The sequence below is a fragment of the Lacticaseibacillus hegangensis genome (assembly GCF_003946465.1).
Taxonomy (GTDB): Bacteria; Bacillota; Bacilli; order Lactobacillales; family Lactobacillaceae; genus Lacticaseibacillus; species Lacticaseibacillus hegangensis.
The window spans coordinates 24,817-48,275 of sequence record NZ_RHOL01000012.1; the positions used below are offsets into that span (position 1 = coordinate 24,817).

Consider the following 23,459-nt stretch of genomic DNA (forward strand, 5'->3'; position numbering starts at 1 on the left):
TCTAACTTTTCTATGGCACTTCAGCGCTGGGTGAGCTTAGGCGGCATTGTGATCGCACTGATCCTACTGATTATCGGCGTTTTCGCGCTGCGAGCCCACCAGCGGCAGAACGATGCCGGCAAGCAGGTGACCCAGGCAATCAGCAAAAGCGTGGACTTGGATCGCAAAATCAACGACCACTGGGCACAACCGAACGTCTATATCACCGCCAACACGACAAGCCACCAGGTGACGGCGCTGACCGCTCAGTCGGCCGCGCTGACTAGGCAAGTCGCGCCGTATCGGAAAAACGCGCGCCGCGCCGTCGCCAACCAGCTCAAACAGTTCGACGCTGCGGCCGCTAAGCGCAAGCACGCGCTCAAGCTGCTTCGCCGGGCCACCCAGGCCACTGAACGGGTCAATGCCTTGACCAAGCCCAAGGCACTGCAGGGCAAGCAGGTCAACTCAAAGGCGTTGATCAAAGCCGGCACCAACCAGGCCAAAATCGCCAAGGCGACTGAAACCATCGCCACCAGCAGCGCCATCCTCAAGCACACCCTGACCCGGGTGCTGGCGACCTGCACGGCTCAGCTGAAGGAGCGCACGGCGCTGGTCGCCGCCACGGCTAAAATCGCCAGCGCGGGTAAGCTGAAAGCCAACCCAAATTACGAGGATCTGGCCGCTTACCTGACCTTTATCAAGCAGATGAAGTACCCAGGCCTGGCCGAACAACAGAAAAAGCTGACCGCGGCGGCCACCAAGGCGCTGGCCAGCATGAACATCAAAGGCATTTCTGAAGCAGAGCTCCAGCGGCGAATCTTCTACGTTTACAGCGACGGCAAAGCCGCGGACGCCGCCTACATCGACACCGCCAACGGCATGACCGGATTCAGCGGCGACACCTACACCGCCGACATCTGGGGCAATTACGTCGACGCCGCGGGTCCTTCAAGTCACGAACTGGCGACCATCAGCGTCGCCCTGAACGGCGACTACACCATGACACACGATGCGACCACGGTGAAAACCGGCAACCTGCTCAAGGACGTCTCCGCCGCTCAGCTCAAAACCGTGCGTGCCGATGTGACCAAAGGCAAGGAGCCAAAGGAGAAGGCGCTGACCGATGTCTTCCCCACTGCTCAAAACTTTTATGACTGGGCAATGGGCGAACTAGATCCCGGCGACCCGGACTTAGAGGACCAGACAACTGACACCACTGCAGAATTTTCACTCGCTGATGGCGATGACAGCCAAGACAAATCCGTTGCTGCACAGTATGATATTTTATTCGGCTATCAGAACGATTCTGATCCCGATACACTTGAGTTTGGCCACGTCGGGCGAGTTGTTCTCGCCAAGGACGGGACCGTATATTCTGGTCTGATGTCGGGCGTGCTGAGCGAAGATCCGGCCCTCACCGCCAGCGTCATGGCCATGCGTTACTCAGACTAGGGACAATCGAAAAGGGTCGAACCGCCCGCATTCAGCGCCGGTTCGACCCTTTTGGGTGTTCCAAGCTGTGTCCGTGCCCCAATCAAAAAAGCGGCACACGGCCGCTTCAGTGCATGAACGCAATGATTTTTACTTCTTGAGCGCGATGGCTTTGATGATCCGCTCGCCCAGTTCGATTTCCGTGTTGGCGGCCATGAACTGATCCTGTGCGTGGATCAGGAGGATCGACTTTTGAATCATCTTCCCGTTCATTTCCTGGGTCATCAGCGAAGTCTGAATATTGTGCGCGCCGTTGAGTTGTTCCTTGGCGTCCGCAATCTTCTTCGTGGCGCCGTCGTTGTCGCCGGCAAGAGCGGCGTCAATCGCCTCAAGCGCGGTCGACTTGGCATTACCAGCTGATAAAATAATCTGCATTGCAGTTTGTGCGACATCTTCATCCAATCTAATATACCTTCTTCGTCTAAGTTGATTTTGTAACCACTTTCAGTATGTTGTTGAAAGCGCCGTCTGTCAAGGCGTTTCGTGACGTGCAAAAAACAGTGCACAAGCGACAGAACAAAAATGCAGCCCCACCGCCAGCGGCAGCGCCACATTTTTCACAAGCAATCAGTTGGTTAAACCTCGCTAAAATCGATATCGAGGTCTTTCTTCGCAGCGGCTTGTTCCTCGCCGAGATACTGCTTATCGAGCATTTTGACAAATGGGTAGTAAATCAGGATTCCCAAAATCAACTCGAACAGCTGCAGCACCGACGCGGTCCAGGACCCAGTCGCCAGCCACCCGGAGATGATCGGCGGCGTGGTCCATGGCAGCAGCACGCCGTTCGTGCGCGGCACCCAGCCGGCGGTCATGACCAGGCCGGAAATCAAGGTGTTGAGCACGGGCACGGTGATGAACGGAATCGCGATGATCGGGTTCAAAACTACTGGCAGGCCGAAGATGATCGGCTCGTTGATGCCGAAGATCCCAGGCAGAATCGCCAACTTGCCCAGCTCGCGAATCCGCTTGGACTTGCAGACCGCAAACATGACGATCAAAAGCGACAACGTGGACCCACCGCCACCGTATGTGGTGAAGATATCAATGAATGGCTGCGTGTAAATGTGCGGCAGCGGCAGGTGGTTCTGGAACGCCTTCAGGTTGTCCTGCGTCAGGACGAAGAAAATCGGTGACCACACCGAGTTGGTGATGGTCGGCCCGTTGATCCCGAAGCACCACAGCAAGGACGCCAGGAAGTTGTACAGCAGCACTGATGGCAGCGAGTTGCCGACGTGCTTCAGCGGCGATTGCAGCATCGTATAAATGAAGTTATACGCCGTTTCGAATGAGGTCAGAGAAAACAGTACGCGCACCAGGAAGAACGCGAGAATGACGAACGCCGATGGCACCAGGGCGTCAAAGGATTGCGACACGGCCGGCGGCACCCCATCGGGCATCTTGATGGTCCAGTGGCGCCGCACCACGAAGCGATAAATCTCGACCGAGAAAATCGCGATGAAGATCCCCAGGAAAATCCCGTTGGGGCCAACGTACATGGTCTGAACCGCAGACACTGCAGTCTTGCCCACATTGAAGCTGGTCGGCGTCAGAATCAGGAAGCTGACCAGGGCGACAATGGCCGCGTGGATAGCTTCCAACCCGCGGTTTTTCCCGTAAGCATACCCGATACCGATGGTCGACAGGATCCCGGTGAAGCTGAACACGGAATTAGAAACGGCGCTGAACCACTCCATCCAGTGCGGGCCGAGGATCCCGGTCCAGAAATTCTCCCAGCCGGGGATCGGGAAGTTGCCGATCAACAGGAAAATCGAGGTGACAATGATCAGCGGCGTGATGATCAGAAAGCCGTCACGCAGCGATCTGAGCACCACGTTATTGCCGAGCTTGGTGGCAACAGGCATCAAGACCGACTCAAATTTCTTTTGCATAGCGTTCCCCTCCTTTGAGTGTTAGTAACAGTAACTTGATTTAAAGGCGCCGAGATCTTCCCCCTTGGCGAGCAAAGCAGCGCCTTCCGCCAGGTGATCAACGGCGTCGGACAAGCCGGTGCCGCCCTTCTTCGGCGCGCGCACGATTGTCAGCTGGTCCTTGTACTGCGCGATCAGGTCCGCGTTTTTCTCCTCGGCAATCGCCGCGATGGCCGGGATCTTGGTTTGGGTCTGGAACGCCGTCGCCACCTCACAGGCCATTTGCGCAAATTCCGGGTAGTCGTAGGTCGGCCCGATCACGACCACATCGGCCCCCATTTTCTCGGCCATCTTGGTGAACTTGCGCTGCACCAGTTCGCGGTTTTCGGCGTAATAGTCCGTCCCACAGTAAAAAGTGCCCAGCAGCTCGCCGTCATTTTTCGCAAGGGCCTTCTCAGTCGTGTCGGCCGACCCCATGGCCACGCGCTGGCCGCCAAGCGGTGTGTCCGCGCGCTCTTTGCCGCCAAGTCCCGCCTGCATCTGATCCAAAATAATAATTGCTTTCATGGTTATTCCCCCCTTCACCTAGTGAACTAACTGCTAACTTAAGTTTACTCAATTGGTGCGTGGATCCGCTTCTCGTACGCATCGAGCCATTCCTGGGTGACCGGTTCGATGACGGTGGTGTGATCCGGGCCCGGGTTCGCCATCAGGATCCGAGCCGGCTCATCGGCCGTCGCGACACTGAACGTGAACTCCACGTTGGTGGCCGTGCCCCACTCGCCCTGGTTGTTCATCGCAACCAGTGAAAATTCGCCGGCCTTGCCGTAGCGCTTCTTCAACTTTTCGATGAACGGGTAAACGGCGTGGTCGCATGCGTCCTGCGGCGTTTCGCCTTCGCCCATGCGGCGGACGATTTCGTAGGACAGCACACCCTTCATGATGTCCTCGCCCAGACCGGTCGCCGCGGCGCCGCCGATGGTCGAATCCACGTAATAGCCGGAGCCAGACAGCGGTGAATCGCCGACGCGGCCGGCCTTTTTCATGAACAGACCGGACGTCGAGGTGCCGGCGGCCATGGAGCCGCTGGTGGCCAGGGTGATCGCACCGACGGTATCGTGACCGTCGTACGGCTTGTCCGTGGCCTGCAGCTCTTTGAGCCGCTTTTGCCAGCGGGCCTTGGCGCGATCCGTCAGCATGTTGGTCATTTCAAACCCGTTTTTCATGGCGAACTTGGTCGCGCCTTCGCCGACGCGGAAGCTGTTGTAGTGCTGGTGGCTAAGCGCCCGCGCCACGGAAACGGCGTGCTTGACGTTTTGAATGCCGCCAACTGCGCCTTGTGCCAGCGTGTCGCCGTCCATGAAGGCCGCGTCCATTTCGACCACGCCTTCCTCGTTCGGCAGCCCGCCGTAACCGACGGATTTATAGAACGGAAACGCCTCGACCTCGTTGATCAAGGTCTCGACCGCATCCCCCGCGCTGCCGTTTTCAGCTAACAACTTGCTGGCCTTCACGACGCCTTCGTGCGCCATGCGCCAGGTGGCAATTGTGCCCCATTTGCTCATCAGAAAATTCCTCCTTTACTGCTGGTTGCCCATTGCGATGATGGCGCTCATGTAAACCGCCATGTTCAGCATCAGGTCCTTCTCATCCATCCACTCGTCCTGCTTGTGCGCGATCCCTTTTTGCCCGGGAAAACTCGGCCCGTATGCCACGATGTTCGGCATCGCCCGGGCATACGTCGCGCCGGTGGTGGTCAAAGGCGTGCCATCCAGGCCGGTGACGTCCTCGTAGACCCTGGACAGCTCGGCGATGAACGGGTCGTGCTTGTCGTGCATGACGCCGGGGATACTGCGAACGACGGTGATCGTGCTGCCTGCCGGCACGGCCTTTTTGAGGCCAGCCGTGACGTCGACTTCGGTGAAGCTGACCGGGTAGCGCATCGCCACCTCCAGCACCATCGCGTCATCTTGCTTAGTCAGCTTGTACGGCGTGACGATCAGCTTGCCGGAATCAGCGTCTTCAAACGCGATGCCCAGCCCTTCGCCGTAGTGCTTTTCGTGCAGGGCGTCGACCACCCACTGGAAGTAATCCTTCAGCGGGCCTTGGACCAGGTCGTCGTCAACGGCGTGCTTAGCCAGCCAGGTGATCGCATTTTCGCCCATTTCCGGGGCGTTGGTCGGCGTGCGCTTGCCCTTGACGGTCAGCGGCTTACCGTTCAGCGCCACGGTCAGCTCGTCGGGCACGTGATCCATTGCCTGGTCGCCGACAATGTCGCTGAGCTGGTCGAGCGAGCTGGTCGGCAGTGGCGTTTTGATCTGGTAGTTCACGATGCCACGCTCGCCGTACACCACCGGCCACTTGCAGTCGGGCGTGAAGCCGAAGCGCGGGGCCTTTTCCTGCTTCAAATACAGTGGGACATCGGCAGACCCGCTTTCCTCGTCCGAGCCGAAAATCAGGCGGACGGTGCGGTGCAGCTTGACGCCAGCGTCTTTCAGGAGCTTCATGCCGTACAGACTGGCAATGCTGGCGCCTTTGTTGTCGAGCACGCCGCGGCCAAAGAAGCGGCCGTCCTTTTCGCTCAGCTTGAACGGCGGATATGACCAGCCGTCGCCTGCCGGCACCACGTCCAGGTGGCCGACAATGCCGACGTAATCGTCATTGTCGTCGCCCCACTGCACGTAGGCCATCGCGTCGTTGACGATCCCAGTCTGAAACCCGTACTGCTGGCCGAGCTTCACAACGGCTTCCAGCACAGCCCGCGGGCCTTTGCCGAACGGCGCATGCGGCTCGGGTTCACCCTTCACACTTTGAATCTGCATGATTGCATCCAGCGCCTTGAGAAACTCATCGCGATGCGCTGCGATCAACTGCTTAATTGTCTCGGTGTCCATAGCTACCTCCTTAAAATCTGCGGTTCTGACTCGTCCTCTCGTCACAGCCTGTCAGTGATTCTGCCGCGTCAAAGTGGACTTAAACGAATATTTATCGGCGCGGTAGTACGACGTGTCATAGAAAATCGGCTTGGCGTCGGCTGTGTAGGTGACCGAGTTGACCCGGAGCAGCGGATCGCCGAGGTGCACGTGTAGCAGGTCCGCCAGCTCCGAATCGACCAAAATGGCCTCGATTTCCTGATGAGAGTAAGCAATCGGCACCTCGCGTTCGATCAGGTCGAACAGCGACCCCGTGAAGTCTGACGCCTTGCGGTCCGCAACGTACTCATGACAAATCGCAATTTTTTCGATCGTCATGGGGTCATCGTCCCAAAACCGTCGCCGCACCAGCAGGTCCACCCGCTGGTCGTGCCGGTTTTCCAGCTGCAGCGCCTGCGTGACGACGGGCGGCAGGTGTTCAGCCGGCCCGAAGCTTAGGACCTCGGTGCGGCTGACCTTCCCGTAAGCCTTGGCCGCTTCGGTGAAGCCCTGCAGGCCCATGCGCCCACTTTCGACTTTTTCCGGCGTCGCCATGACATAGGTGCCCTTACCCGGGTCCTTGACCATCACTTGCTGGCGAATCAGCAGGTCGATCGCCTTGCGGACAGTGAGCCGGCTGACGTCAAATTCCTTGGCCAGGTCGTATTCCGACGGCAAGCGCTGGGCGGTGGAGTACACGCCGCGGCGCACGCGGTCGGCCAGCTGCCCGGCCACCTCTTCAAATTTGGTGATCATGCCAGCGCCTCCTTTTGCCAATCGGCTTGGATCCCATCCATCAGCGTGATCAGCCGAGTGCCGATCTCCTCGTACTGGCTGGTCGCCAGGTTCGCCAGCGACACCCGCACGGCCCAGGGACTGCTGCCAAAGGCGCTGGTTTTCAGGAGCATGACGTGCTGCTGCTTGGCCAGCGCGACTAAGAGCTTGGTCACGGTCCAGCGCTTTTGGACGTACTTGGCAAAAGCGGTGCCGTACCGGGTCGTGATCCACTTCAGCAGGTCGATGTCGCAGTAGTACGCCGTGTCCAGCGCAGGCAGCGGCTGGGCCAGGCCCATCACCGCCAGCAGCTGTTTTTCGCGAGTGCGGCAGATGTTGATCACCTCACGCTTGTAGGCCTGGCCTTCCGTGGCCATGCCGTATAGGGCGAACAGCGCACTCATCACTTGCTGCGGCCCGGAAAGTCCGGCCGCGTGATTCAGCGCAATGTCCCGCGAATCGGCGACCAGCCGGTCGATGAAGCCCAGATCATCGGGATCGGTCGTGACCGAGGCGTAGCGCGCATCAACGCGCGTTTTCACGTCGCTGGGGAGTTTGGCGATCAGCTCATCGAAAATATTGTCCTTGGCCACGGCCAGTGCGCCCACGCGCCAGCCGGTCGCGCCGAAGTACTTGGAAAAGGAATACAGCAGCGCCGTGTTGTGCGGCAGTGCGGCGAAGACGGACAGGAACTGCGGTACAAACGTCCCGTAAACGTCGTCGCTGAGGATCATCAAATCCGGCCGCGGTCCAGCCACCAGCTGCTGCAGGGTTTTCAGCGTGGCCGGCGCCAAGGCGTTGGCGGTCGGGTTGCTGGGATTGACGATGAACGCTGCCTTGACCCGCGGGTCGCGCAGCTTGGCCAGTTCCTCATCGGCGTACCAGTAGCTGGTGCGCCCGCCGGCTTCCTGCACCTGGTGGGCGCGGATCTTCACCACGTCAAAATGGTAGTGCGGGAGCTTGGGCAGCTCCAGGTACGGCGCAAACGTCGGCAGAAACAGCGCGATCCGGTCGCCGGCGTCCAGCAGCCCGGTGTGCATCAGGGTGTCAAACAGGTAACAGATGCCGGCCGTTCCGCCTTCGGTGGGAAACACGTCGAAGGCCAGCGGCCGGCTTTGAAACAGCTCGCGGCTCAGGTACGCCTTCAGCGGCTGCTCCGCCACCGGCAGGCACCGTACGGGCGCGGGGTAATTGTCGCCGATGATCGCGTCGCAGGCCTGGGTGAGCCAGACGGCAAAGGGCTCGCCCAGCTGATCTTCAGGTGCTTCACTCACAGTTTTCAAAAAAGTGGCACCCGGGCCGGCATGCGCCGCCAAAAAGGTGGCGAACCGCGCCGCCCGCTGCGCGCTGGGCTGAATCTGCCGCGCGGTCAGCTGCGGCGTACTGCGCAGGGTCTCCTGCACGGCAAACTGCCCAAGCAGGAAAAACGCGTCGCGCGGCGTCGGCGCCGTCCAGTTGGGATTGCCGCGGCCCGCGTTCAGCAGCGGCAGCCCTTGGTGCGGGTCGATCTGCCGCTCCAGGTACAAACTCAGTTCAAATGGGGACAAGGTTTCTAGTTCTGACTCGGCCAACCTTGCTCACCTCGCTTCACCAGATTTTAGGATAATCTCTATGGTATATACTAGCCGCTACAGAAAGCGATGACAAGCCCGTCTGATAGGCTTTTTGCGTATACCAGCTGACCGGACATCGGCCAATGCGTGTCGCCACGCGGCCGCTATGCTAAAGTACAATTAGATTAATTTATCCGCGCACGCCGGGAGGCCCAACATGAACACCCAAACGCTCCTCATCGAACAAGAATTCACCCTTTGGGTCCTGTACTTTTTCGCCTACGCTTTTGTCGGCTGGGTGTGGGAGTCGGGTTATGTCAGTTTCAAGAAGCGGCAGTGGGTCAACTCGGGGTTTCTCAACGGCCCAGTGATCCCGGTGTACGGCTTTTCCATCACCGCCGTGCTCGCACTGCTGCGGCCGGTTGAGGATAACTTGCTGTGGCTCTACTTGGGGTCGGCGGTGCTGATCACCATCATCGAATATGTGACCTCCTGGCTGATGGAAAAATTGTTCCACGCCCGGTGGTGGGACTACTCGAACATCCCCCTGAACTTCCAGGGCCGCGTTGCCCTGCCGATTTCCGCGTTTTGGGGCATCGGGGTCGTGTTCGTGGTCAAGGTCGTGCACCCGTTTGTCGCGCGGTTTGTGACCCACCTGGACGTTAAATACGGGATTTTTGCTGCAATCTTGTTTCTCACGTTGTTCATGTTCGACTTCGGCTTCACGCTGGCCAACGTTCTGGCCATGGGCGCCGCGACCAAGCGAATCGGCGACGCCATCGACCAGAAGAAACAGGAACTGCGCACCTCGGTCGATACCGCCGCAGCCAAGCTGGAAAAAGAACACGGCTGGCTGGAGGATTACCGCCAGCACCAGGCCGATATGGCCAAGCTGCCGAGCCTGAGCTGGGTCCAGCGGCGCCTGCTGAATTCCTTCCCGCACCTGCAGCTGCACGACACCAAGACCCCGCCGAAGGACATCGCCGATTTGGCCGAACTGCTGAAGCGGCGGCACAAGCAAGGTAAATAACAGCAAAAAACAGGCGGCAGCGGTCCGAATCGGATCGCTGCCGTCTGCTTTTATGGTGTGCTCATTGATCATCCGCGGCGGTCTGCGCCTGTTCGCGCAGCGCAGCCAGCAATTTATCCGTCGCCTTCATCGAGGGGTAAAACTGGCGCCTGCCCGGCCGCGTCATTTTGAGGTCCAGGGTGCCGTACTGCGGCGTGTACTGCTTCAAATCTGCAGCGGTCAGTCCCTGCGCATCGGCCAGCCGCCAGATCTCATCGAGCTTTTGGTCCAACGCGCGCAGACGCTGCTTGTTGTAGCCGGCCGAAAGCAGCAGCCACATCACCCACAACAGCATTCCCAGCCGTGAGGAGTTGCCGCCCAGCGCGACGGCGACCACCAACGTCACCAGCATTAAGGCCGCGTACAGCAGCCGCGATTTTGTCAGACTCATCCCACTGCTCCTTTACTGGGTCTACTTGCGATGGTGCTTCTTCACCGGCGCCTGCTGCCTCGGCAGCTTGGCGGTGAGCGTTGAGATAGCGGCCTTGCTCATCAAAAAGCGGTGGTTCTCCGGCCGCGATTCGTCCAAGTCATGCTCGGAATACTGCGGCACCAGCTGGCGCACCGCGGCGGTCGTCAGCCCGCGGTCATCGGCCAGCTCCCAGAGCTTGGCTTGCGCGCGGTAGCGACTCATCGTGACGCGGCTTTGCCAGACCTGCGACCCAATCAGCCAGACAAACAGGCCGATCCAGGCCAACAGGCGCGTGTGCGGCCCGGTCAAGATGCGCGTCAAGATGAAAATCAGTGCGACGCCGACCGGCACTGCGATGGTGAAGATGGTGTTCCACTTTTTTACACTCATGCAAAAGCCCCCCTGAAGCTATTGGTTCAATTATCGCAACCCATGCAAGCGAATACAACCCTAGCGGTCAAGATACTTGCTGCCTTCGCGCACCGCCAGCTTGCTCAACTGGTGTCCGGAGATAAAGGCGCGCACCCATTGCGGGTCGGTTTTGCTGTACTGCCGCAGGGCCCAGCCAATTGCCTTTTGAATGAAAAACTCCGGTGTCTCGCGGTCGCGCAGGATCGCCTGCTGCAGCATCGAAAGGTCCGTCTGGTCCTTGCTCATCAGCTGCAGGTTCAGCGCGATGCGCCGCTCCCAGAAATTATCGCTGGCCTCAAATACGTCAAATAACTGCCGCTTAACCGCCGAGTCGGCGTCGGCGGCGCGGCCGTACACCACGCGCCAGGCGTCGACGGTGTCCCACCAAGGCTTGGCCACGACCAGCGGCCGCAGCGCCAGCAGCTCCGCGACGGAAAATCTTCGCCAGTTGTGCTTGGCCAGGTCGATCGCGACGTACTGGTACTCGCGCTCGGACCGCCGATACAGGGCTTGGCTCCAGGCCATCACCGCAGGCGTCGGCACCTGCAAACTGGCGTGCAGCAGCGCCTTGCTTTGAGCCAGGCGCGCCGGCGTCTTCACCCCGACGAACGGAAACTGGTTCTTCATGTATTTGGCCATTGGCGTTGCATTGGCTGGCTCGCCGACCAACTGAAACCTTGAAATTTGAGGTCCGTCTGTCATCTCACGCCTCCTTGTCGGCATTGTTTTGCTGAGTCAAAGATCACCAGCGCGCCAGGTGGCTTCAACCGCGTCGATCACAGGCGCGGGTTGTTCAGCAGGCGCGTGCGATACACGGCCGGAATGGCGTTGAGCTTGGTCAAGAGCGCCGCTGCGTCGGCCTGATTCAGCGCATCGATGTCAATGACAGTGTACGCCGTTTTGGCCAGCGCCGCGTTGCTCATACCTTCGATGTTAATGTCTTCATTGGCCAGCAGCGTGGTGATCTGCCCGACCATGTTAGGAATGTTTTGGTGCATGACGGTCAGCCGAAAGCGCGTGGTAAACGGCACGTCCAGGTGCGGCAGGTTGACCGAGTTGACGACGTTGCCGGTTTCCAGAAACTGCATCACCGTCTCGGCCCCTTGCACTGCCCCATTGTCCTCGGCCTGGGCGGTCGAGCCGCCTATGTGCGGTGTGACCAGAATGTCCGGCCGATCCAGGATGCTGTCTTCGCCAAAGTCGGTGAGGTACCGCTTGAGCCGCCCGCCATCCAGCGCCTTGAGCACCGCGGCGTTATCGACAATGCCGAGCCGCGCAAAATTCAGCAGCACGGCGCCCGGCTTCATCTCGTTCAACTCTTTTTCCCCAATCAGGCCAGTGGTTTCCTCGTTTTTGGGGGTGTGGACCGTGACGTAATCGGCGTCCTTCAGCGCCTCTGCCAGCGTGTGGGCGCGGATCGCAGCGGTCGGGATGTGCCAGGCGCTGTCGGCGGACAGGTACGGGTCGTAGCCGATCACCTTCATGCCCAAGGCACTGGCGGCTGCGGCGACCTTGGCCCCAACGTGACCGACGCCGATGACCGCCAGCGTCTTGCCGACCAGCTCGGTACCGTTGAACTGCGTCTTTTCCTTTTCCGTGCGGGTCGAGATGTCCGCCCCGCTGTTGTGCTCCGCATACGTGACCGCGGAGTACAGGTTGCGGGAGGCGATGATCAGCATTCCCACGACCAGCTCCTTGACCGCGTTGGCGTTGCTGCCAGGCGTGTTGAAGACGGCGATGCCGGCCTCGGTGGCGCGGTGAAGCGGAATGTTGTTGTAACCGGCGCCGCAGCGGACGATCACCTTCAGGCTCGCCGGGAACTCAGCCTCGCGCAAGTTGACCGAGCGAATCAGGTACGCGTCCGGCTGAGCGCTTTGGTTAAGCGCAAAATCTGCGGTGAAGCGGTCGAGCCCGGCCTGGGCGATCGCGTTGTACGTTTTCACTTGATACATGTCGTTTGCCTCCTAGTGGTGCTGCTCAAAGTCGTGAAGAAAATCGATCAACGCATCGACGCCGGCTTCCGGCATCGCGTTGTACAAGCTGGCGCGCAGGCCGCCGACGCTGCGGTGGCCCTTGAGGTTCATCAGCCCCGCCTTTGCCGCGGCGTCCACGGCCGCTTGGTCGAGCTTGGCGTCGCCAGTGACGAACGGCACGTTGGTCAGCGAGCGGTCCTCCGGCTTGACTAAGTTGTGAAACAGCTTGGACTGGTCGAGAAAGGCGTAAAGCTTCGCGGCCTTTTGCTCATCGCGCGCCTGCAAGGCATCGACCCCGCCCTGGTCTTTGGCCCACTTGAGGGTCAGCCCCAGCGCGTAAATGGCGAACACCGGCGGCGTGTTGTACAGCGAGTCCTTTTTGATGAAAAGGTCGTAGTCCAGCATGCTGGGTAGCCCGGCCAAGTGGTGCACCAGTGCCTTTTTCACGATAACCAGGGTGACGCCGGCCGGCCCCAGGTTTTTCTGCGCACCGGCGAAAATCTCGGCGAAGTCTTCGACGCGGTAGCGCTGGGCCAAAATGTTCGAGGACATATCCCCAATCAGCGGTGTGCCGTTGGCGTTCGGCAGGTCGCGGTACGCGGTGCCTTCAATGGTGTTGTTGGTCGTGATGTGCAGGTAGTCGTAGGTGTCCTTGGCCAGCGGGGCGGCCAGGTGCGGCAGGTGGTGATAGTGGTCGGCTAGGCTCGAGCCCACCGTGTCGGCGGTCACCCCGAGGTTAGCCGCCTCATCCCGCGCGCGGGTCGCCCACTGGCCCGAGTCCAGCACAGCGATGCGGTGGTGCTTGGTCGCCATGTTCAGCGGCGCGGCCGCGAACTGGCCGGTGCCGCCGCCTTGGAAGAACAGGATTGCGTAATCGTCGGGAATGGCCATCAGGTCGCGCAGGTCCTGTTTGGCGGTTTGCAGGATCTCATCGAACTGGGCGGAGCGGTGCGAGATCTCCATGATGCTCATCCCCGACCCGTTCAGCGACGGCAACTCCTTTTGAATCTGGTTGACGACCGGCACCGGCATGACAGCGGGCCCTGCAGCAAAGTTATAAACTGGCATAATTTTCTCCTCCTCGAATGTCCCAATAAAAAACGTCCTCACAGCTGACTGTGAGGACGTGAGATGAAACATTCACGGTCTCACAGGATTAGCACCTGCGAGACCATTTGGTTTGAAGGAAGCTCAAATCACGGTCTGCGCAAATGCGAGCAGCATGACCGTGATGATGAAATGAGGTTGTGAATATGTTGGGTTGTCATAATGTAACCTCCTGCTTCCTTGAATGCTCACACTCTAGCATGATTAAAATTCGATGTCAACTTGATGAGGTGTGCGATAATACAAGCAACAGCAGTCAGGGAGGATAACATGACCACTTTTTACTTCATTCGCCACGGCCAGACCACGGCCAACACGCAGTACATCAAGCAGGGCATCATCAACGACGAGCGGACCCACCTGACTGAGACTGGCAAGCAGCAAGCCGAACATCTCGCGGCCAGCTTTGACCTCAGCGGGTGCGCCGCAATGCTGGTCAGCCCGCTGGCCCGCACGCAGGAAACAGCCGCCATTTTAAACGCCAAGGCGCACCTGCCGATCACGCTGGACCAGCGGCTGCTCGAGATTTCCTACGGCAAGTGGGACGGGCAAAATAACCACGAGCTGGAACGGCAGTATCCGGACGTGTATGACCCGATCCTGCACGACGTCCTGCCGACTTACGTGAAGTACGCCACGGACGGTGAGACGTTTGATGCCGTAGTGGCCCGCGTGGGTGACTTCATGGCCGCGCAGACTGAGACCTATCCCGACCAGAAAATCGTGATCGTCACCCACGGCTTCACGGTCAAGGCCGCTGCGCTGGCAGTGCTGCAGCCCAGAGACCCCATGAGCCTGCCGGAGCCAGACAACACCTCGGTGACTAAAATCACGCAAACCGCCAGCGGTGCCGCGCACCTGTGGTACTACAATCGGTTTGACGCCCAAACGTATTAAGTGATCGCCGCCAGCGGCGATTTTTTTGTTATGCCAGGGGTTTAATATAGTTGACTAAGTAAGCTAATGATAATGTAACCGTTCACACCATCCTTATGATATGCTGAAATCATCAAACTGGTTGTGGCTGTTTTAATCGCCAGCAATCAAAAAGGATGGTTCAACAGATGAAAGTGATCGTAGTTGGTTCTTCCCACGGCGGATACGAGGCGGTGCGCGGCATCTTGCAAGAAGCGCCGGAAACCGAGATCCAGTGGTACGAAAAAGGGGACTTTATCTCATTTCTCTCCTGCGGCATGCAGCTGTACCTGGAAGGCGTCGTGAAAAACGTGAATGATGTTCGCTACGCCACCCCAGACAGCGCTCGGGCCAAGGGCGTCGACGTCTTCGTGCGCCAGGAGATCACAGCAGTGGCGCCACTGCAGCACGAAGTCACAGTGCACGACTTGACCAAGGACACCACCCGCACCGAGCACTACGACCAGCTGGTCCTGGCGGTCGGGGCCGAGCCGGCAAAACTGGCCGTGCCCGGTGCAGCGCTTGCCAACGTTTACGCCATGCGCGGCCGCGACTGGGCGATCCGGTTGAAGGCCAAAACTGTGGACCCGGATGTGGCGAATGTCGTCGTGATTGGCGCCGGCTACATTGGGGTCGAGGCCGCGGAGGTGTTTGCCAAAGCCGGCAAGCATGTCACCTTGATTGACATTTTGCCGCGTGCCTTGCAGCTTTACCTCGACGAGGAATTTACGACCCGACTGACGGCAACCCTGGTGGCACACGGCATCACCCCCGCCATGGGGCAAAGTGTGGAGGAATTCACCGGTAAGGACGGGCAAGTCTCCGGTGTGCTCACGGATCAGGCGGAGTTTCCCGCTGACCTAGTGATTCTCTCCGCCGGAATCAAGCCGGCCACCCACTGGTTGAAAGGCGCCGTCGACCTTGACGCCAAGGGCTTGATCAAGGTGAACGACTACCAGCAAACCTCAGCGACAGACGTTTACGCCGTGGGCGATGCCACCCTCGCACCCTACGCCCCGGTCGGGGGCAAACAACGCATCGCGCTGGCGACAGTGGCGCGCCGGCAGGGCCGGACGGCGGCCAAAAATATTCTCGGCCAGCCCATGAAAATGCCGGCTGTCTCAGGCGCCTCAGCGCTGTCGGTGTTTGACTACCACTTTGCCAGCACCGGCGTAAAGGCGGGCACCGCAGACCAGCTTGGCATCGCCATTAAATCCATCTACGTGGAAGACACCGCGCGGCCGCCGTTTGTCCCAGAGGCTGCGGGCAACGCGCCGGTGTACTTCAAGCTGACCTACGCGGCGGATAGCCAGCGCATTTTAGGCGCACAGATCATGTCCAAGGTCGATGTCACGGGCAACATCAACGCCATCAGCCTGGCCATTCAAGGCAAAATGACCCTGAGCGACCTCGCCTACGCCGACTTTTTCTTTCAACCGGGGTTCGACCGGCCGTGGCACATTATCAACGTCGCGGCCCAGGCGGCGTTGCTGCGTAAAACCACTGCGATAGCGGAATGAGTTGAGGCACGTCAAAAGCGGCGTCGGAAAATTTTCCGACGCCGCTTTTGCGCAGTTTAATCTGCTAGAAATCCTTGCTCACGAATTGCCGCCTGCAGCTCGCCGCGCTTTTCCGGCAGAACCTGCGCAAATCGCGCAATACGCGCCGTGAAGGTCTCCTCGCGCCGGTTGGTGTCGCGGGTCGCATAGTAGTTGTGAATGACCTGATCATAATCCGCCAGCGCCAGTGGCTCTGGCAGCGCGTACCGATTCTCAAAATGCACGGCCGCTTCCGGCAGTCGCGGCTTTGCCTGCGGAGCCTGCGCCGGGTGGCCGACGATCAGGCCCAGCACCGGGAAGGTCAGCTGCGGCAGTCCCAGCAGCGAAATCAGCTGCCGCGGGTCGTTCAGGATACTGCCGAGCAGCACCGTGCCCAGACCCAAGCTTTCGGCGGCGTTCACCACGTTTTGCGCGGCCAGCACAGCGTCGGACACCGCCTGAATAAACTTATCGGTCGACCCGAGGTGGGTCTGCGAAACACCGGCCTGCTTGGCGATCACTGCCGCACGGTGCTGGTCGGCAACAAAAATAAACAGGTGCCCATTTTGATTGATGTACGGCTGCTTGGCGATCGCCGCAATCTGGCCGCGCAGGTGCCGATCTGTGATCGAGAGCACCGAAAAGCTTTGCAAATAATGCGAGGTCGCGGTGTGCTGGGCGACGGCGACCAGCTGGGTCAAGGTCTCCTGCGACACCGGCGCATCTGTAAAGTAACGGATGGTGCGATGCTGAAGTTGCCGGTTGATGGTGTCATTTAGCGGTTCGCTCATGGTTTTGTCCCTCTGGCATGATTAGTCATGCGCGTTCAGCCACTGGTCCAGCACGGAAATGAACTCGTCGTGCTGGTCGAGCAGTGCCAGGTGCCGGGAGTTGGCAAACAAGTGCCACTTGGCGCCTGGAATGTGATCGTAGACGGTTTTGGCGATCAACGGTGTGCAGAGATCATCGGTGCCGTTCGTGACCAATACTGGCACGTGAATCTTGTGCAGGTCATCGGTCACTTCAAAGTCGGAAATTGTGCCGTTTTCGGTGAATTCGTTCGGGCCTTCCGCAATCAGGCTCGCGCGCTTGCCGTTGGTCGGCCGGCGCAGCGGCTCCGGGGAGTCCGGTGTTGGGTCGTCCCAGCAATAGCGCTCCATGTAGCGGTCGTTGGCGGCCAGGTACTTCGGACTGGTGAAGTCGCCAGTGCGCTCGGCCTCGGCAATCGCGGTGCGGTCCTCGTAGGACAGGTAGGAGATCAGCCGGTGCTGCTCCTTGATCCAGAGCTTAATGGACGACGGCGAGCCATCGATCATCACGGACTTGATGCCCTTGGGATCCAGCGTGGTCAGGTAGTACATTTCCAGCATCCCGCCCCACGACTGGCCCAGCATGTGGATCTCGTCGAGGTGCAGGTACTCGCGCAGCGCGACGAGTTCTTCGCGCCAGGTTTCGCGAACGTAGAGGCTTTCGTCCTCCGGCAGCGATGACTTGCCGCAGCCGACCTGGTCGTACATGATCAGCTGCCGGCCGGTTTCGGCGTAGTCATCCATCAGCTCAAAGTAGTTGTGCGAGGAGCCTGGGCCGCCGTGGATCAGCAGCAGCGGCGCCTTGCCTGGCGTCTTTTCGCCGACAATGCGGTAGTACGTTTTGTAGCCGTGAAACGGCATGTAGCCTTCTTCGATTTTCATGGGAGATGCCTTCTTTTCTTCGCTTTATAAGCGTCATTATAGGCCTTATCCGTCGTGCGTGTAAAAGCCGAATGCGGCGCTAATGACTCGCAAATAAAAATTGGTCCTGGTGTCAGAAAATCTGACATAATCTATTGCCATCTGTTTTCATGGCGGTATATTGAACGAGTTATTAAAATTGGTCTAGCACCTGGTGGGAGGCCCCTGCAGATGAAACCTAACAGCGACGTCAATTTGTCGGTCAATGCTTCGGCGTCGACCGTCCTCGCCACCGATTGGGTACTCCCCTTGTCATCAGAAGAGCTGACCAAGCAGCCTTATCAGTGGCAATAATAACAATATTTATAATAGCCTTAATAATAACAAAACCGTTGGCAGTGCGATTGATTGACTACCGAGAATTTATTGTTTTAGGCTTAAGTTGTGATCAACAGTGATCGAGTTACGGGGGAGCACTGCGAGACCACACTATTCATTGTTGGGAGGATGACGCCAGGCGCTAGCGCCGGCGTTAAAGGAGGAATTATCTATGGCTGATTCAAAGAAAGGCGGCGTCTCCGGCATCATTGAAAAGTATCTGATGCCGGTCGCCACCACCCTTAGTCGCTTCAAACCACTCATCGCGATTCGCGATGGGATCACCACCACGATTCCCTTGATTATCGTCGGGTCATTCTTCATGATTCTGGCGAATTTTCCAGTCGCGGCCTGGACCGCCTGGATCGGCAGCGTCAGCATGCACGGCGTGGCCCTGCTCTCGATTTTTACCAAGATCACCAACGGGTCATTCGGGTTGCTGGGCCTGATCGGTTGCTTTGGCATCGCGTCTAGTTACGCCGAGCAGCACAATACGGACGGCAAGTCGGCCGGCATTATCGCCGTCGCGTCCTACTTTGTCGTCACCCCCAGCATTTTCACCGGAGGCAAGGCGCCGGCCGAGGGCATGCCGTACGACTTTTTGGGCTCCAAGGGCCTGTTCGTCGGCATCATCATCGGCCTTCTCGCCGGCGGGATTTTCCAGTGGTTCATCAACCACGACGTCCAGATCCACATGCCTGATTCCGTGCCGCCGGCTATCGGGAAAAGTTTCTCTGCGCTGATTCCAGGTTTTGCCATTATCACCCTATTTGGCGCAGTTTACGCGCTGTTTTCCTGGACCGGGATGGGCAACATTCACTTGCTCATCATGCACGTGTTGTCAAAACCGCTGGGGCTGCTCGGCGATACCCTGGGCGGCACCCTGGTCATCACGTTCCTGAACAGTGCCTTCTGGTTCGTCGGCATTCACGGCGCTAACGTGGTCAACAACATGATCCAGCCGGTGTGGCTGATGAACTCCGGCGCCAACCTGAAGCTCGCCCAGGCCGGTAAGCTGTCGCTCGACCACGGCGCCCACATCATCACCGAACCGTTCATCGACAATTTTGTCTTCATGGGCGGCGGCGGTGCTACACTGGGATTGGTCCTTGGCATCGGGATCTTGGTGCTCATGCACCGCTCCAGCAAGCAGCTGGAAACACTGGCGCCGTTGACCATCGTGCCTGGTCTGTTCAACATCAATGAACCGACCATGTTCGGGATGCCGATCGTGTTGAACATGACGCTGATCATCCCCTTCATCCTCGCGCCGATGTGGAACACGCTGACCACGTACATCGTCATGGCCACCGGCCTGGTGCCGCTGACGACCGGAACCATGGTGTCATGGACCATGCCGCCAATCATTTCGGGCTTTTTGACCACCAACAGTTTTGCCGGCGCATTGATCCAGATTTTTAACATCGTCATCGACACGCTGATCTATCTGCCATTCCTGCTGGTCGTCAACAAGTCGCAAAAAATCGAAGAGGCTGGCCAGGCTGCGGAAGACGCCGCCTAGTCAAGCTGTCTTGGTCAGTTAGCCAAATAAAACGGGAGCGCCCGGTTCAATCAGCGTCTTCAACGACGTCCGACCGAGCATTCCCGTTTTTCGCAAAGCGACTTGCAGCTTTGCCCGCCACTTTGAAATCAGACCTCGCCAAGCAACTGGTACGCGACCGCGAGCATGCCGCCGCCAATTGCCCCATCGGTTGGGCCAAAGGGCTTCACGGTCACATTTTGCGGCTGCACCGAGGTCAGCTGAAACTGATTTTCAACTAGCGTCTTTTGAAATAGCGCCAGCAGTTGAGGCTGGTCAAACAGCTGACCATGCAGCACGATGCGCTTGGCGTCAATCACTAAGGCGAGGGTGTTCAAAGTCACGGCCAGTGATTCGATTGCCTGCCGCAGCATGGTCACTACGCCCTGATCGCCCATTTGAAAGGCCTTGAACACCGTGTCCATGTGGATGTCCGCAGGGTCGTTGACCAACTGGCGCAGGTAGGTGGAACTGGCATTTTCGTATAGCAACTTGGCCTTTTTGACCAGCCACTCGTGGCTTGCAGTTGTTTGAAGGCAGCCGCGCCGGCCGCAGTCGCAAAGCTCGCCATTGGGATCAACAATCATGTGGGCGATTTCACCGTTGGCGAAGTTTTCTCGGCCGTAAAGCCGGCCATTATAAACCGTGGAACAAAAAACCCCACGGGCGACGTGCAAAAACGTGAAGTTAACGCCGCTCTTATCCGCCCCGATCAGCTGCTCAGCCACCGTCATGCAGTGAACGTTATTTTCATAGTAGATGGGCGTGTCTTTGAACGCCTCATTGAGAGGGTGCAGGCTGAAATGGCGCCAAGTCGGATTGGCGGAAACAATAAATTCCTGGCCGGCCAAGTAGTGCCCCGGCACTGCGACGCCAATTGCCGTAATCGGCCACTCGGGATGCGCGGCGAGAAAATCCTTGATGTCAGCGACAATCGCAGTGGGATCCAGAAAAGTCAGGTCATAGTCACGCGGCGTCTGCCGGGCACGGGTGGCATACACCCGCCCCAACCGATCGATGATGCACAAAGTGTAATTGGAGGCCGTGAGTTCAAGCCCAAGAAATTTCGGCCCACCCGGCGCTACCTCTAGCAGAATCTTGCGTCGGCCGGCCGGGCCGCCGCTGGCCGCTTCACCAGCCTCGTGAATTATGCCCTCGCTCAGCAGCTCCGCGGTCATCGCGCTGGTGGTCGCCGGCGTGATCCCGGTCTGTTTAACGATATCACTACGCGAAATTGGTCCGCGAGTGTATAGCTGTTTAAGAATCTCCTGTTGCAGGCGCAACTGCTTTTTCGTCATCATCAGCCCTCCTTGTCTTCCTTAACTGAGTATAGCATTTATTATAAATAATAACCAATGAATAGGATTTTTTGCTGTGAAAGCGGTTGACTATTTATAAATTATTGTTTATTCTTGAACCGTAATGAGGTGCGGTCAACTCGGACGGGCCCGCCGTGTTGCGATAAATGCCATTATTTAGTGTCGAAGGCGGTGATATTAAGCGCCGTCTTCAAAGGAGGAATGCACCATGGCTGATTCAAAAGAAGGCGGCTTTACCGGCGCTGTTGAGAAATACCTGATGCCGGTTGCCACTAAGTTAAGTCAGTTCAAGCCACTGATTGCGGTACGTGATGGGATCACCACCACCATTCCACTGATCATCGTCGGATCGTTCTTCATGATCCTCGCCAACTTCCCAGTTGCGGCCTGGACGGCCTGGATCGCCAGCGTCACCATGCACGGCGTGACGCTGGCATCGGTGTTTGCAAAAATCACCAACGGGTCGTTTGGCCTGCTGGGGCTGATTGGGTGCTTCGGCATCGCGGCCAGCTACGCGGAGCAGTATAAAACTGACGGGAAGTCGGCTGGCATCATCGCGGTGGCCTCGTTCTTCGTCGTCACCCCAAGCATTTTCACTGGGGCAAAGGTCCCCGCGGAAGGTATGCCATACGATTTTTTGGGCTCTAAAGGCCTGTTCGTCGGCATTCTGATTGGTCTCGTCAGTGGCTGGTTGTTCCAGTGGTTCATCAACCACGATATTCAGGTCCACATGCCTGACACCGTTCCGCCTGCCATTGGCAAGAGCTTCTCTGCGTTGATCCCCGGCTTTGCCATCATCGCGCTCTGGGGCGTTGTTTATGCAATCTTCGCCTGGACCGGGTTGGGTAACATTCACCTGCTGATCATGCACATCCTATCCAAGCCACTGGGTCTGCTCGGTGATACGCTGGGCGGCACCCTGGTCATCACCTTCCTAAACAGTGCGTTTTGGTTTGTCGGGATTCATGGGGCCAATGTCGTGGACAACATCATCCAACCGGTTTGGCTGATGAACTCTGGGGCTAACTTAAAACTGGCCCAGGCCGGCAAGCTGACCCTGGCGCATGGTGCACATATTATTACCGAGCCCTTTGTCGACAACTTCGTCTTCATGGGCGGCGGCGGTGCCACCATCGGCCTTGTCCTTGGAATCGGGATTCTGGTACTCATGCACCGCTCCAGCAAACAGCTGGAAGCTCTGGCACCGTTGACCATTGTCCCGGGTCTGTTCAACATTAACGAACCGACCATGTTTGGGATGCCGATCGTGCTCAACACGACCCTGATCATCCCCTTCATTCTCGCGCCGATGTGGAACACCCTGACGACATACTTCGTCATGGCGACTGGTATCGTCCCACTTACGACTGGGACGATGGTGTCGTGGACCATGCCGCCTTTAATTTCCGGCTTCTTGACCACCAACAGTCTGTCGGGCTCACTGATCCAGCTCTTCAATATTGCAATCGATGTCTTGATTTACCTGCCGTTCCTAATTACGGTCAACCGGGTCCAAAAGGTTGAAGAGGCTGGGGCAGAGCAGGACGCTGCTTAAGAACCACTATCAAGTTAATGTGAAAGGAAGTTTCTCATGGTTAAACGTTTGATCAGTACCACCACCAGCGAAGTCCTCGCCATGAACGGGGCCGAGCTCAAGCAAAGCATCAAGGCCTCCGAAGGCCGCACCGTGTTGTCCGAAAATGTCGTGCTCACCCCACTGCAGGACGGCATCACATACTCCGAAGTCGCCGCCGCGTTTGGCGCCGACCTGATCCTGCTCAACGGCATGGACGTCCTGAATCCCATCATTCTGGGCCTCTATCCCGGCGAAAATGACCTCTCGACTGCCGAGCCGCACCACGACGGGGAAAGCATTCACCGCCTGCAGAAACTGGTCGGGCGCCCGATCGGCGTCAACTTGGAGCCAGTCGACCCCAACGCCGACATGGCTGAGACCCGCTTGGTCATTCCCGAGGGCCGCATGGCTTCCGAGAAGACCCTGACTGAGGTTCAGCGCCTTGGCTTCAACTTTGTCTGCCTGACCGGTAATCCCGGCACTGGCGTCACTAACGCCCAAATCGCCGCGAACATCAAGGTCGCCAAGAAAGTCTTCAAGGGCCTGATCATCGCCGGCAAGATGCACGGCGCTGGCGTCAATGAGCCGGTTGTTTCCGTGGAAGCCACCCAGTCCTTCCTGGACGCCGGAGCCGACGTCATTCTGGTGCCTGCAGTCGGCACTGTGCCTGGTTTGGACGATGATGAGATCAAGAAGATTGTCAAGCTGGCCCACGCCAATGGCGCGCTGGTCATGAGCACCATCGGGACTTCGCAAGAAGGCTCCGGGGCCAGCTACATTGAGTCCGTCGCGATCCGCAACAAGATCGACGGGGTCGACATCCAGCACATCGGCGATGCCGGCTGGGGCGTGGTGCCGCCAACCGAAACCATCTACCCACTGAGCAAGGCCATCCGTGGTACCCGCCACGCGATCGCCCGCATGGCCCGGTCAATCAACCGCTAATCTAAACTTCTCATCAAACAGTGACGCAA

The 23,459-nt window shown here is 58.5% G+C and carries 23 protein-coding genes; 8 read left to right on the top strand and 15 right to left on the bottom strand.

The window, feature by feature from the left end:
- Positions 1 to 12: 12 nt before the first annotated feature.
- Positions 13 to 1,431 (top strand): hypothetical protein, encoded by a 1,419-nt coding sequence (locus EKM86_RS04955; protein WP_125755649.1) that lies wholly within the window; start codon positions 13 to 15, stop codon positions 1,429 to 1,431.
- A 129-nt stretch (positions 1,432 to 1,560) separates the two neighbouring features.
- On the opposite strand, the gene EKM86_RS04960 is transcribed toward EKM86_RS04955, so the two are convergent.
- From EKM86_RS04960 to aspD, 7 genes are all read right to left on the bottom strand, one after another.
- Positions 1,561 to 1,872 carry a PTS lactose/cellobiose transporter subunit IIA gene (locus EKM86_RS04960; protein ID WP_125755651.1) on the bottom strand — a complete coding sequence of 104 codons (312 nt, stop codon included), beginning with the start codon at positions 1,870 to 1,872 and terminating at the stop codon, positions 1,561 to 1,563.
- 173 nt (positions 1,873 to 2,045) lie between these two features.
- Positions 2,046 to 3,359 carry a PTS sugar transporter subunit IIC gene (locus EKM86_RS04965; RefSeq protein WP_125755653.1) on the bottom strand — a complete coding sequence of 438 codons (1,314 nt, stop codon included), beginning with the start codon at positions 3,357 to 3,359 and terminating at the stop codon, positions 2,046 to 2,048.
- A gap of 21 nt (positions 3,360 to 3,380) precedes the next feature.
- A complete protein-coding gene (locus EKM86_RS04970; protein ID WP_125755655.1) occupies positions 3,381 to 3,905 on the bottom strand; it encodes a GrdB-related putative oxidoreductase in 525 nt (174 codons plus the stop codon).
- A 44-nt stretch (positions 3,906 to 3,949) separates the two neighbouring features.
- Positions 3,950 to 4,903 carry a N(4)-(beta-N-acetylglucosaminyl)-L-asparaginase gene (locus EKM86_RS04975; protein WP_125755657.1) on the bottom strand — a complete coding sequence of 318 codons (954 nt, stop codon included), beginning with the start codon at positions 4,901 to 4,903 and terminating at the stop codon, positions 3,950 to 3,952.
- Positions 4,904 to 4,918: 15 nt separating this feature from the next.
- Complete coding sequence (locus tag EKM86_RS04980) at positions 4,919 to 6,232, bottom strand: Sapep family Mn(2+)-dependent dipeptidase (protein WP_125755659.1); 1,314 nt, start codon at positions 6,230 to 6,232, stop codon at positions 4,919 to 4,921.
- 51 nt (positions 6,233 to 6,283) lie between these two features.
- Entirely contained in the window at positions 6,284 to 7,003 is a 720-nt protein-coding gene (locus tag EKM86_RS04985; RefSeq protein ID WP_164506176.1) for a GntR family transcriptional regulator, LSA1692 subfamily, read from the bottom strand.
- Positions 7,003 to 8,595 carry an aspartate 4-decarboxylase gene (aspD, locus tag EKM86_RS04990; protein WP_125755663.1) on the bottom strand — a complete coding sequence of 531 codons (1,593 nt, stop codon included), beginning with the start codon at positions 8,593 to 8,595 and terminating at the stop codon, positions 7,003 to 7,005. Before aspD ends, EKM86_RS04985 begins: the two co-directional genes overlap by 1 nt.
- A gap of 199 nt (positions 8,596 to 8,794) precedes the next feature.
- Between aspD and EKM86_RS04995 the strand changes: the two genes are divergently transcribed.
- Positions 8,795 to 9,607, top strand: a complete 813-nt coding sequence (locus EKM86_RS04995) for a putative ABC transporter permease (protein WP_125755665.1) — start codon at positions 8,795 to 8,797, stop codon at positions 9,605 to 9,607.
- Between the two features lie 61 nt (positions 9,608 to 9,668).
- Here the strand turns inward: EKM86_RS04995 and EKM86_RS05000 are convergent, their stop codons facing one another.
- From EKM86_RS05000 to serC, 5 genes are all read right to left on the bottom strand, one after another.
- Positions 9,669 to 10,037, bottom strand: coding sequence for a hypothetical protein (locus EKM86_RS05000; RefSeq protein ID WP_125755667.1), 369 nt, complete (start codon positions 10,035 to 10,037; stop codon positions 9,669 to 9,671).
- A 21-nt stretch (positions 10,038 to 10,058) separates the two neighbouring features.
- Positions 10,059 to 10,448, bottom strand: a complete 390-nt coding sequence (locus tag EKM86_RS05005; protein WP_125755669.1) for a hypothetical protein — start codon at positions 10,446 to 10,448, stop codon at positions 10,059 to 10,061.
- A gap of 60 nt (positions 10,449 to 10,508) precedes the next feature.
- Positions 10,509 to 11,171, bottom strand: coding sequence for a DNA alkylation repair protein (locus tag EKM86_RS05010; protein WP_125755671.1), 663 nt, complete (start codon positions 11,169 to 11,171; stop codon positions 10,509 to 10,511).
- A 74-nt stretch (positions 11,172 to 11,245) separates the two neighbouring features.
- A complete protein-coding gene (locus EKM86_RS05015) occupies positions 11,246 to 12,421 on the bottom strand; it encodes a phosphoglycerate dehydrogenase (protein WP_125755673.1) in 1,176 nt (391 codons plus the stop codon).
- Between the two features lie 12 nt (positions 12,422 to 12,433).
- Positions 12,434 to 13,510: a 3-phosphoserine/phosphohydroxythreonine transaminase gene (serC, locus tag EKM86_RS05020; RefSeq protein WP_125755675.1), complete on the bottom strand. Its 1,077-nt coding sequence runs from the start codon at positions 13,508 to 13,510 to the stop codon at positions 12,434 to 12,436.
- 309 nt (positions 13,511 to 13,819) lie between these two features.
- On the opposite strand from serC, the gene EKM86_RS05025 reads away from it, so the two are divergent.
- Together EKM86_RS05025 and EKM86_RS05030 are read left to right on the top strand one after the other, a co-directional pair.
- A complete protein-coding gene (locus EKM86_RS05025; RefSeq protein ID WP_125755677.1) occupies positions 13,820 to 14,446 on the top strand; it encodes a histidine phosphatase family protein in 627 nt (208 codons plus the stop codon).
- A gap of 167 nt (positions 14,447 to 14,613) precedes the next feature.
- Positions 14,614 to 15,984 (top strand): FAD-dependent oxidoreductase, encoded by a 1,371-nt coding sequence (locus EKM86_RS05030; protein ID WP_125755679.1) that lies wholly within the window; start codon positions 14,614 to 14,616, stop codon positions 15,982 to 15,984.
- A 56-nt stretch (positions 15,985 to 16,040) separates the two neighbouring features.
- On the opposite strand, the gene EKM86_RS05035 is transcribed toward EKM86_RS05030, so the two are convergent.
- Together EKM86_RS05035 and pepI are read right to left on the bottom strand one after the other, a co-directional pair.
- Positions 16,041 to 16,793: an NADPH-dependent oxidoreductase gene (locus EKM86_RS05035; protein ID WP_125755681.1), complete on the bottom strand. Its 753-nt coding sequence runs from the start codon at positions 16,791 to 16,793 to the stop codon at positions 16,041 to 16,043.
- A 21-nt stretch (positions 16,794 to 16,814) separates the two neighbouring features.
- Positions 16,815 to 17,693 (bottom strand): proline iminopeptidase, encoded by an 879-nt coding sequence (gene pepI, locus EKM86_RS05040; RefSeq protein WP_125755683.1) that lies wholly within the window; start codon positions 17,691 to 17,693, stop codon positions 16,815 to 16,817.
- Between the two features lie 210 nt (positions 17,694 to 17,903).
- Here pepI and EKM86_RS12560 point away from each other — a divergent pair, with 210 nt between their 5' ends.
- On the top strand, positions 17,904 to 18,026 hold the full coding sequence (locus tag EKM86_RS12560) for a hypothetical protein (RefSeq protein WP_263853473.1): 123 nt from the start codon (positions 17,904 to 17,906) through the stop codon (positions 18,024 to 18,026).
- A gap of 196 nt (positions 18,027 to 18,222) precedes the next feature.
- The gene (locus EKM86_RS05045; RefSeq protein ID WP_125755684.1) at positions 18,223 to 19,572 is read left to right on the top strand and encodes a PTS sugar transporter subunit IIC; all 1,350 of its coding nucleotides are present in this window, start codon (positions 18,223 to 18,225) and stop codon (positions 19,570 to 19,572) included.
- A gap of 128 nt (positions 19,573 to 19,700) precedes the next feature.
- Here EKM86_RS05045 and EKM86_RS05050 read toward each other — a convergent pair whose 3' ends face one another.
- A complete protein-coding gene (locus tag EKM86_RS05050) occupies positions 19,701 to 20,891 on the bottom strand; it encodes an ROK family transcriptional regulator (RefSeq protein ID WP_125755686.1) in 1,191 nt (396 codons plus the stop codon).
- A 226-nt stretch (positions 20,892 to 21,117) separates the two neighbouring features.
- On the opposite strand from EKM86_RS05050, the gene EKM86_RS05055 reads away from it, so the two are divergent.
- Both EKM86_RS05055 and EKM86_RS05060 read left to right on the top strand, forming a co-directional pair.
- Entirely contained in the window at positions 21,118 to 22,464 is a 1,347-nt protein-coding gene (locus tag EKM86_RS05055; protein ID WP_125755688.1) for a PTS sugar transporter subunit IIC, read from the top strand.
- 36 nt (positions 22,465 to 22,500) lie between these two features.
- Positions 22,501 to 23,430, top strand: coding sequence for a DUF7916 family protein (locus tag EKM86_RS05060; RefSeq protein WP_125755690.1), 930 nt, complete (start codon positions 22,501 to 22,503; stop codon positions 23,428 to 23,430).
- Positions 23,431 to 23,459 lie beyond the last annotated feature (29 nt).

Coding starts and splice junctions, on each gene's coding strand:
- EKM86_RS04965 (WP_125755653.1), bottom strand. CDS start 3,359: ATGCAAAAGAAATTTGAGTCGGTCTTGATGCCTGTTGCCACCAAGCTC.
- EKM86_RS05055 (WP_125755688.1), top strand. CDS start 21,118: ATGGCTGATTCAAAAGAAGGCGGCTTTACCGGCGCTGTTGAGAAATAC.
- EKM86_RS05060 (WP_125755690.1), top strand. CDS start 22,501: ATGGTTAAACGTTTGATCAGTACCACCACCAGCGAAGTCCTCGCCATG.
- EKM86_RS04975 (WP_125755657.1), bottom strand. CDS start 4,903: ATGAGCAAATGGGGCACAATTGCCACCTGGCGCATGGCGCACGAAGGC.
- EKM86_RS05045 (WP_125755684.1), top strand. CDS start 18,223: ATGGCTGATTCAAAGAAAGGCGGCGTCTCCGGCATCATTGAAAAGTAT.
- EKM86_RS05030 (WP_125755679.1), top strand. CDS start 14,614: ATGAAAGTGATCGTAGTTGGTTCTTCCCACGGCGGATACGAGGCGGTG.
- serC (WP_125755675.1), bottom strand. CDS start 13,510: ATGCCAGTTTATAACTTTGCTGCAGGGCCCGCTGTCATGCCGGTGCCG.
- EKM86_RS05015 (WP_125755673.1), bottom strand. CDS start 12,421: ATGTATCAAGTGAAAACGTACAACGCGATCGCCCAGGCCGGGCTCGAC.
- EKM86_RS04995 (WP_125755665.1), top strand. CDS start 8,795: ATGAACACCCAAACGCTCCTCATCGAACAAGAATTCACCCTTTGGGTC.
- EKM86_RS05000 (WP_125755667.1), bottom strand. CDS start 10,037: ATGAGTCTGACAAAATCGCGGCTGCTGTACGCGGCCTTAATGCTGGTG.
- EKM86_RS04955 (WP_125755649.1), top strand. CDS start 13: ATGGCACTTCAGCGCTGGGTGAGCTTAGGCGGCATTGTGATCGCACTG.
- EKM86_RS04980 (WP_125755659.1), bottom strand. CDS start 6,232: ATGGACACCGAGACAATTAAGCAGTTGATCGCAGCGCATCGCGATGAG.
- pepI (WP_125755683.1), bottom strand. CDS start 17,693: ATGAAAATCGAAGAAGGCTACATGCCGTTTCACGGCTACAAAACGTAC.
- EKM86_RS04970 (WP_125755655.1), bottom strand. CDS start 3,905: ATGAAAGCAATTATTATTTTGGATCAGATGCAGGCGGGACTTGGCGGC.
- EKM86_RS05025 (WP_125755677.1), top strand. CDS start 13,820: ATGACCACTTTTTACTTCATTCGCCACGGCCAGACCACGGCCAACACG.
- EKM86_RS05035 (WP_125755681.1), bottom strand. CDS start 16,793: ATGAGCGAACCGCTAAATGACACCATCAACCGGCAACTTCAGCATCGC.
- EKM86_RS05005 (WP_125755669.1), bottom strand. CDS start 10,448: ATGAGTGTAAAAAAGTGGAACACCATCTTCACCATCGCAGTGCCGGTC.
- EKM86_RS05050 (WP_125755686.1), bottom strand. CDS start 20,891: ATGATGACGAAAAAGCAGTTGCGCCTGCAACAGGAGATTCTTAAACAG.
- EKM86_RS05010 (WP_125755671.1), bottom strand. CDS start 11,171: ATGACAGACGGACCTCAAATTTCAAGGTTTCAGTTGGTCGGCGAGCCA.
- EKM86_RS12560 (WP_263853473.1), top strand. CDS start 17,904: ATGAAACCTAACAGCGACGTCAATTTGTCGGTCAATGCTTCGGCGTCG.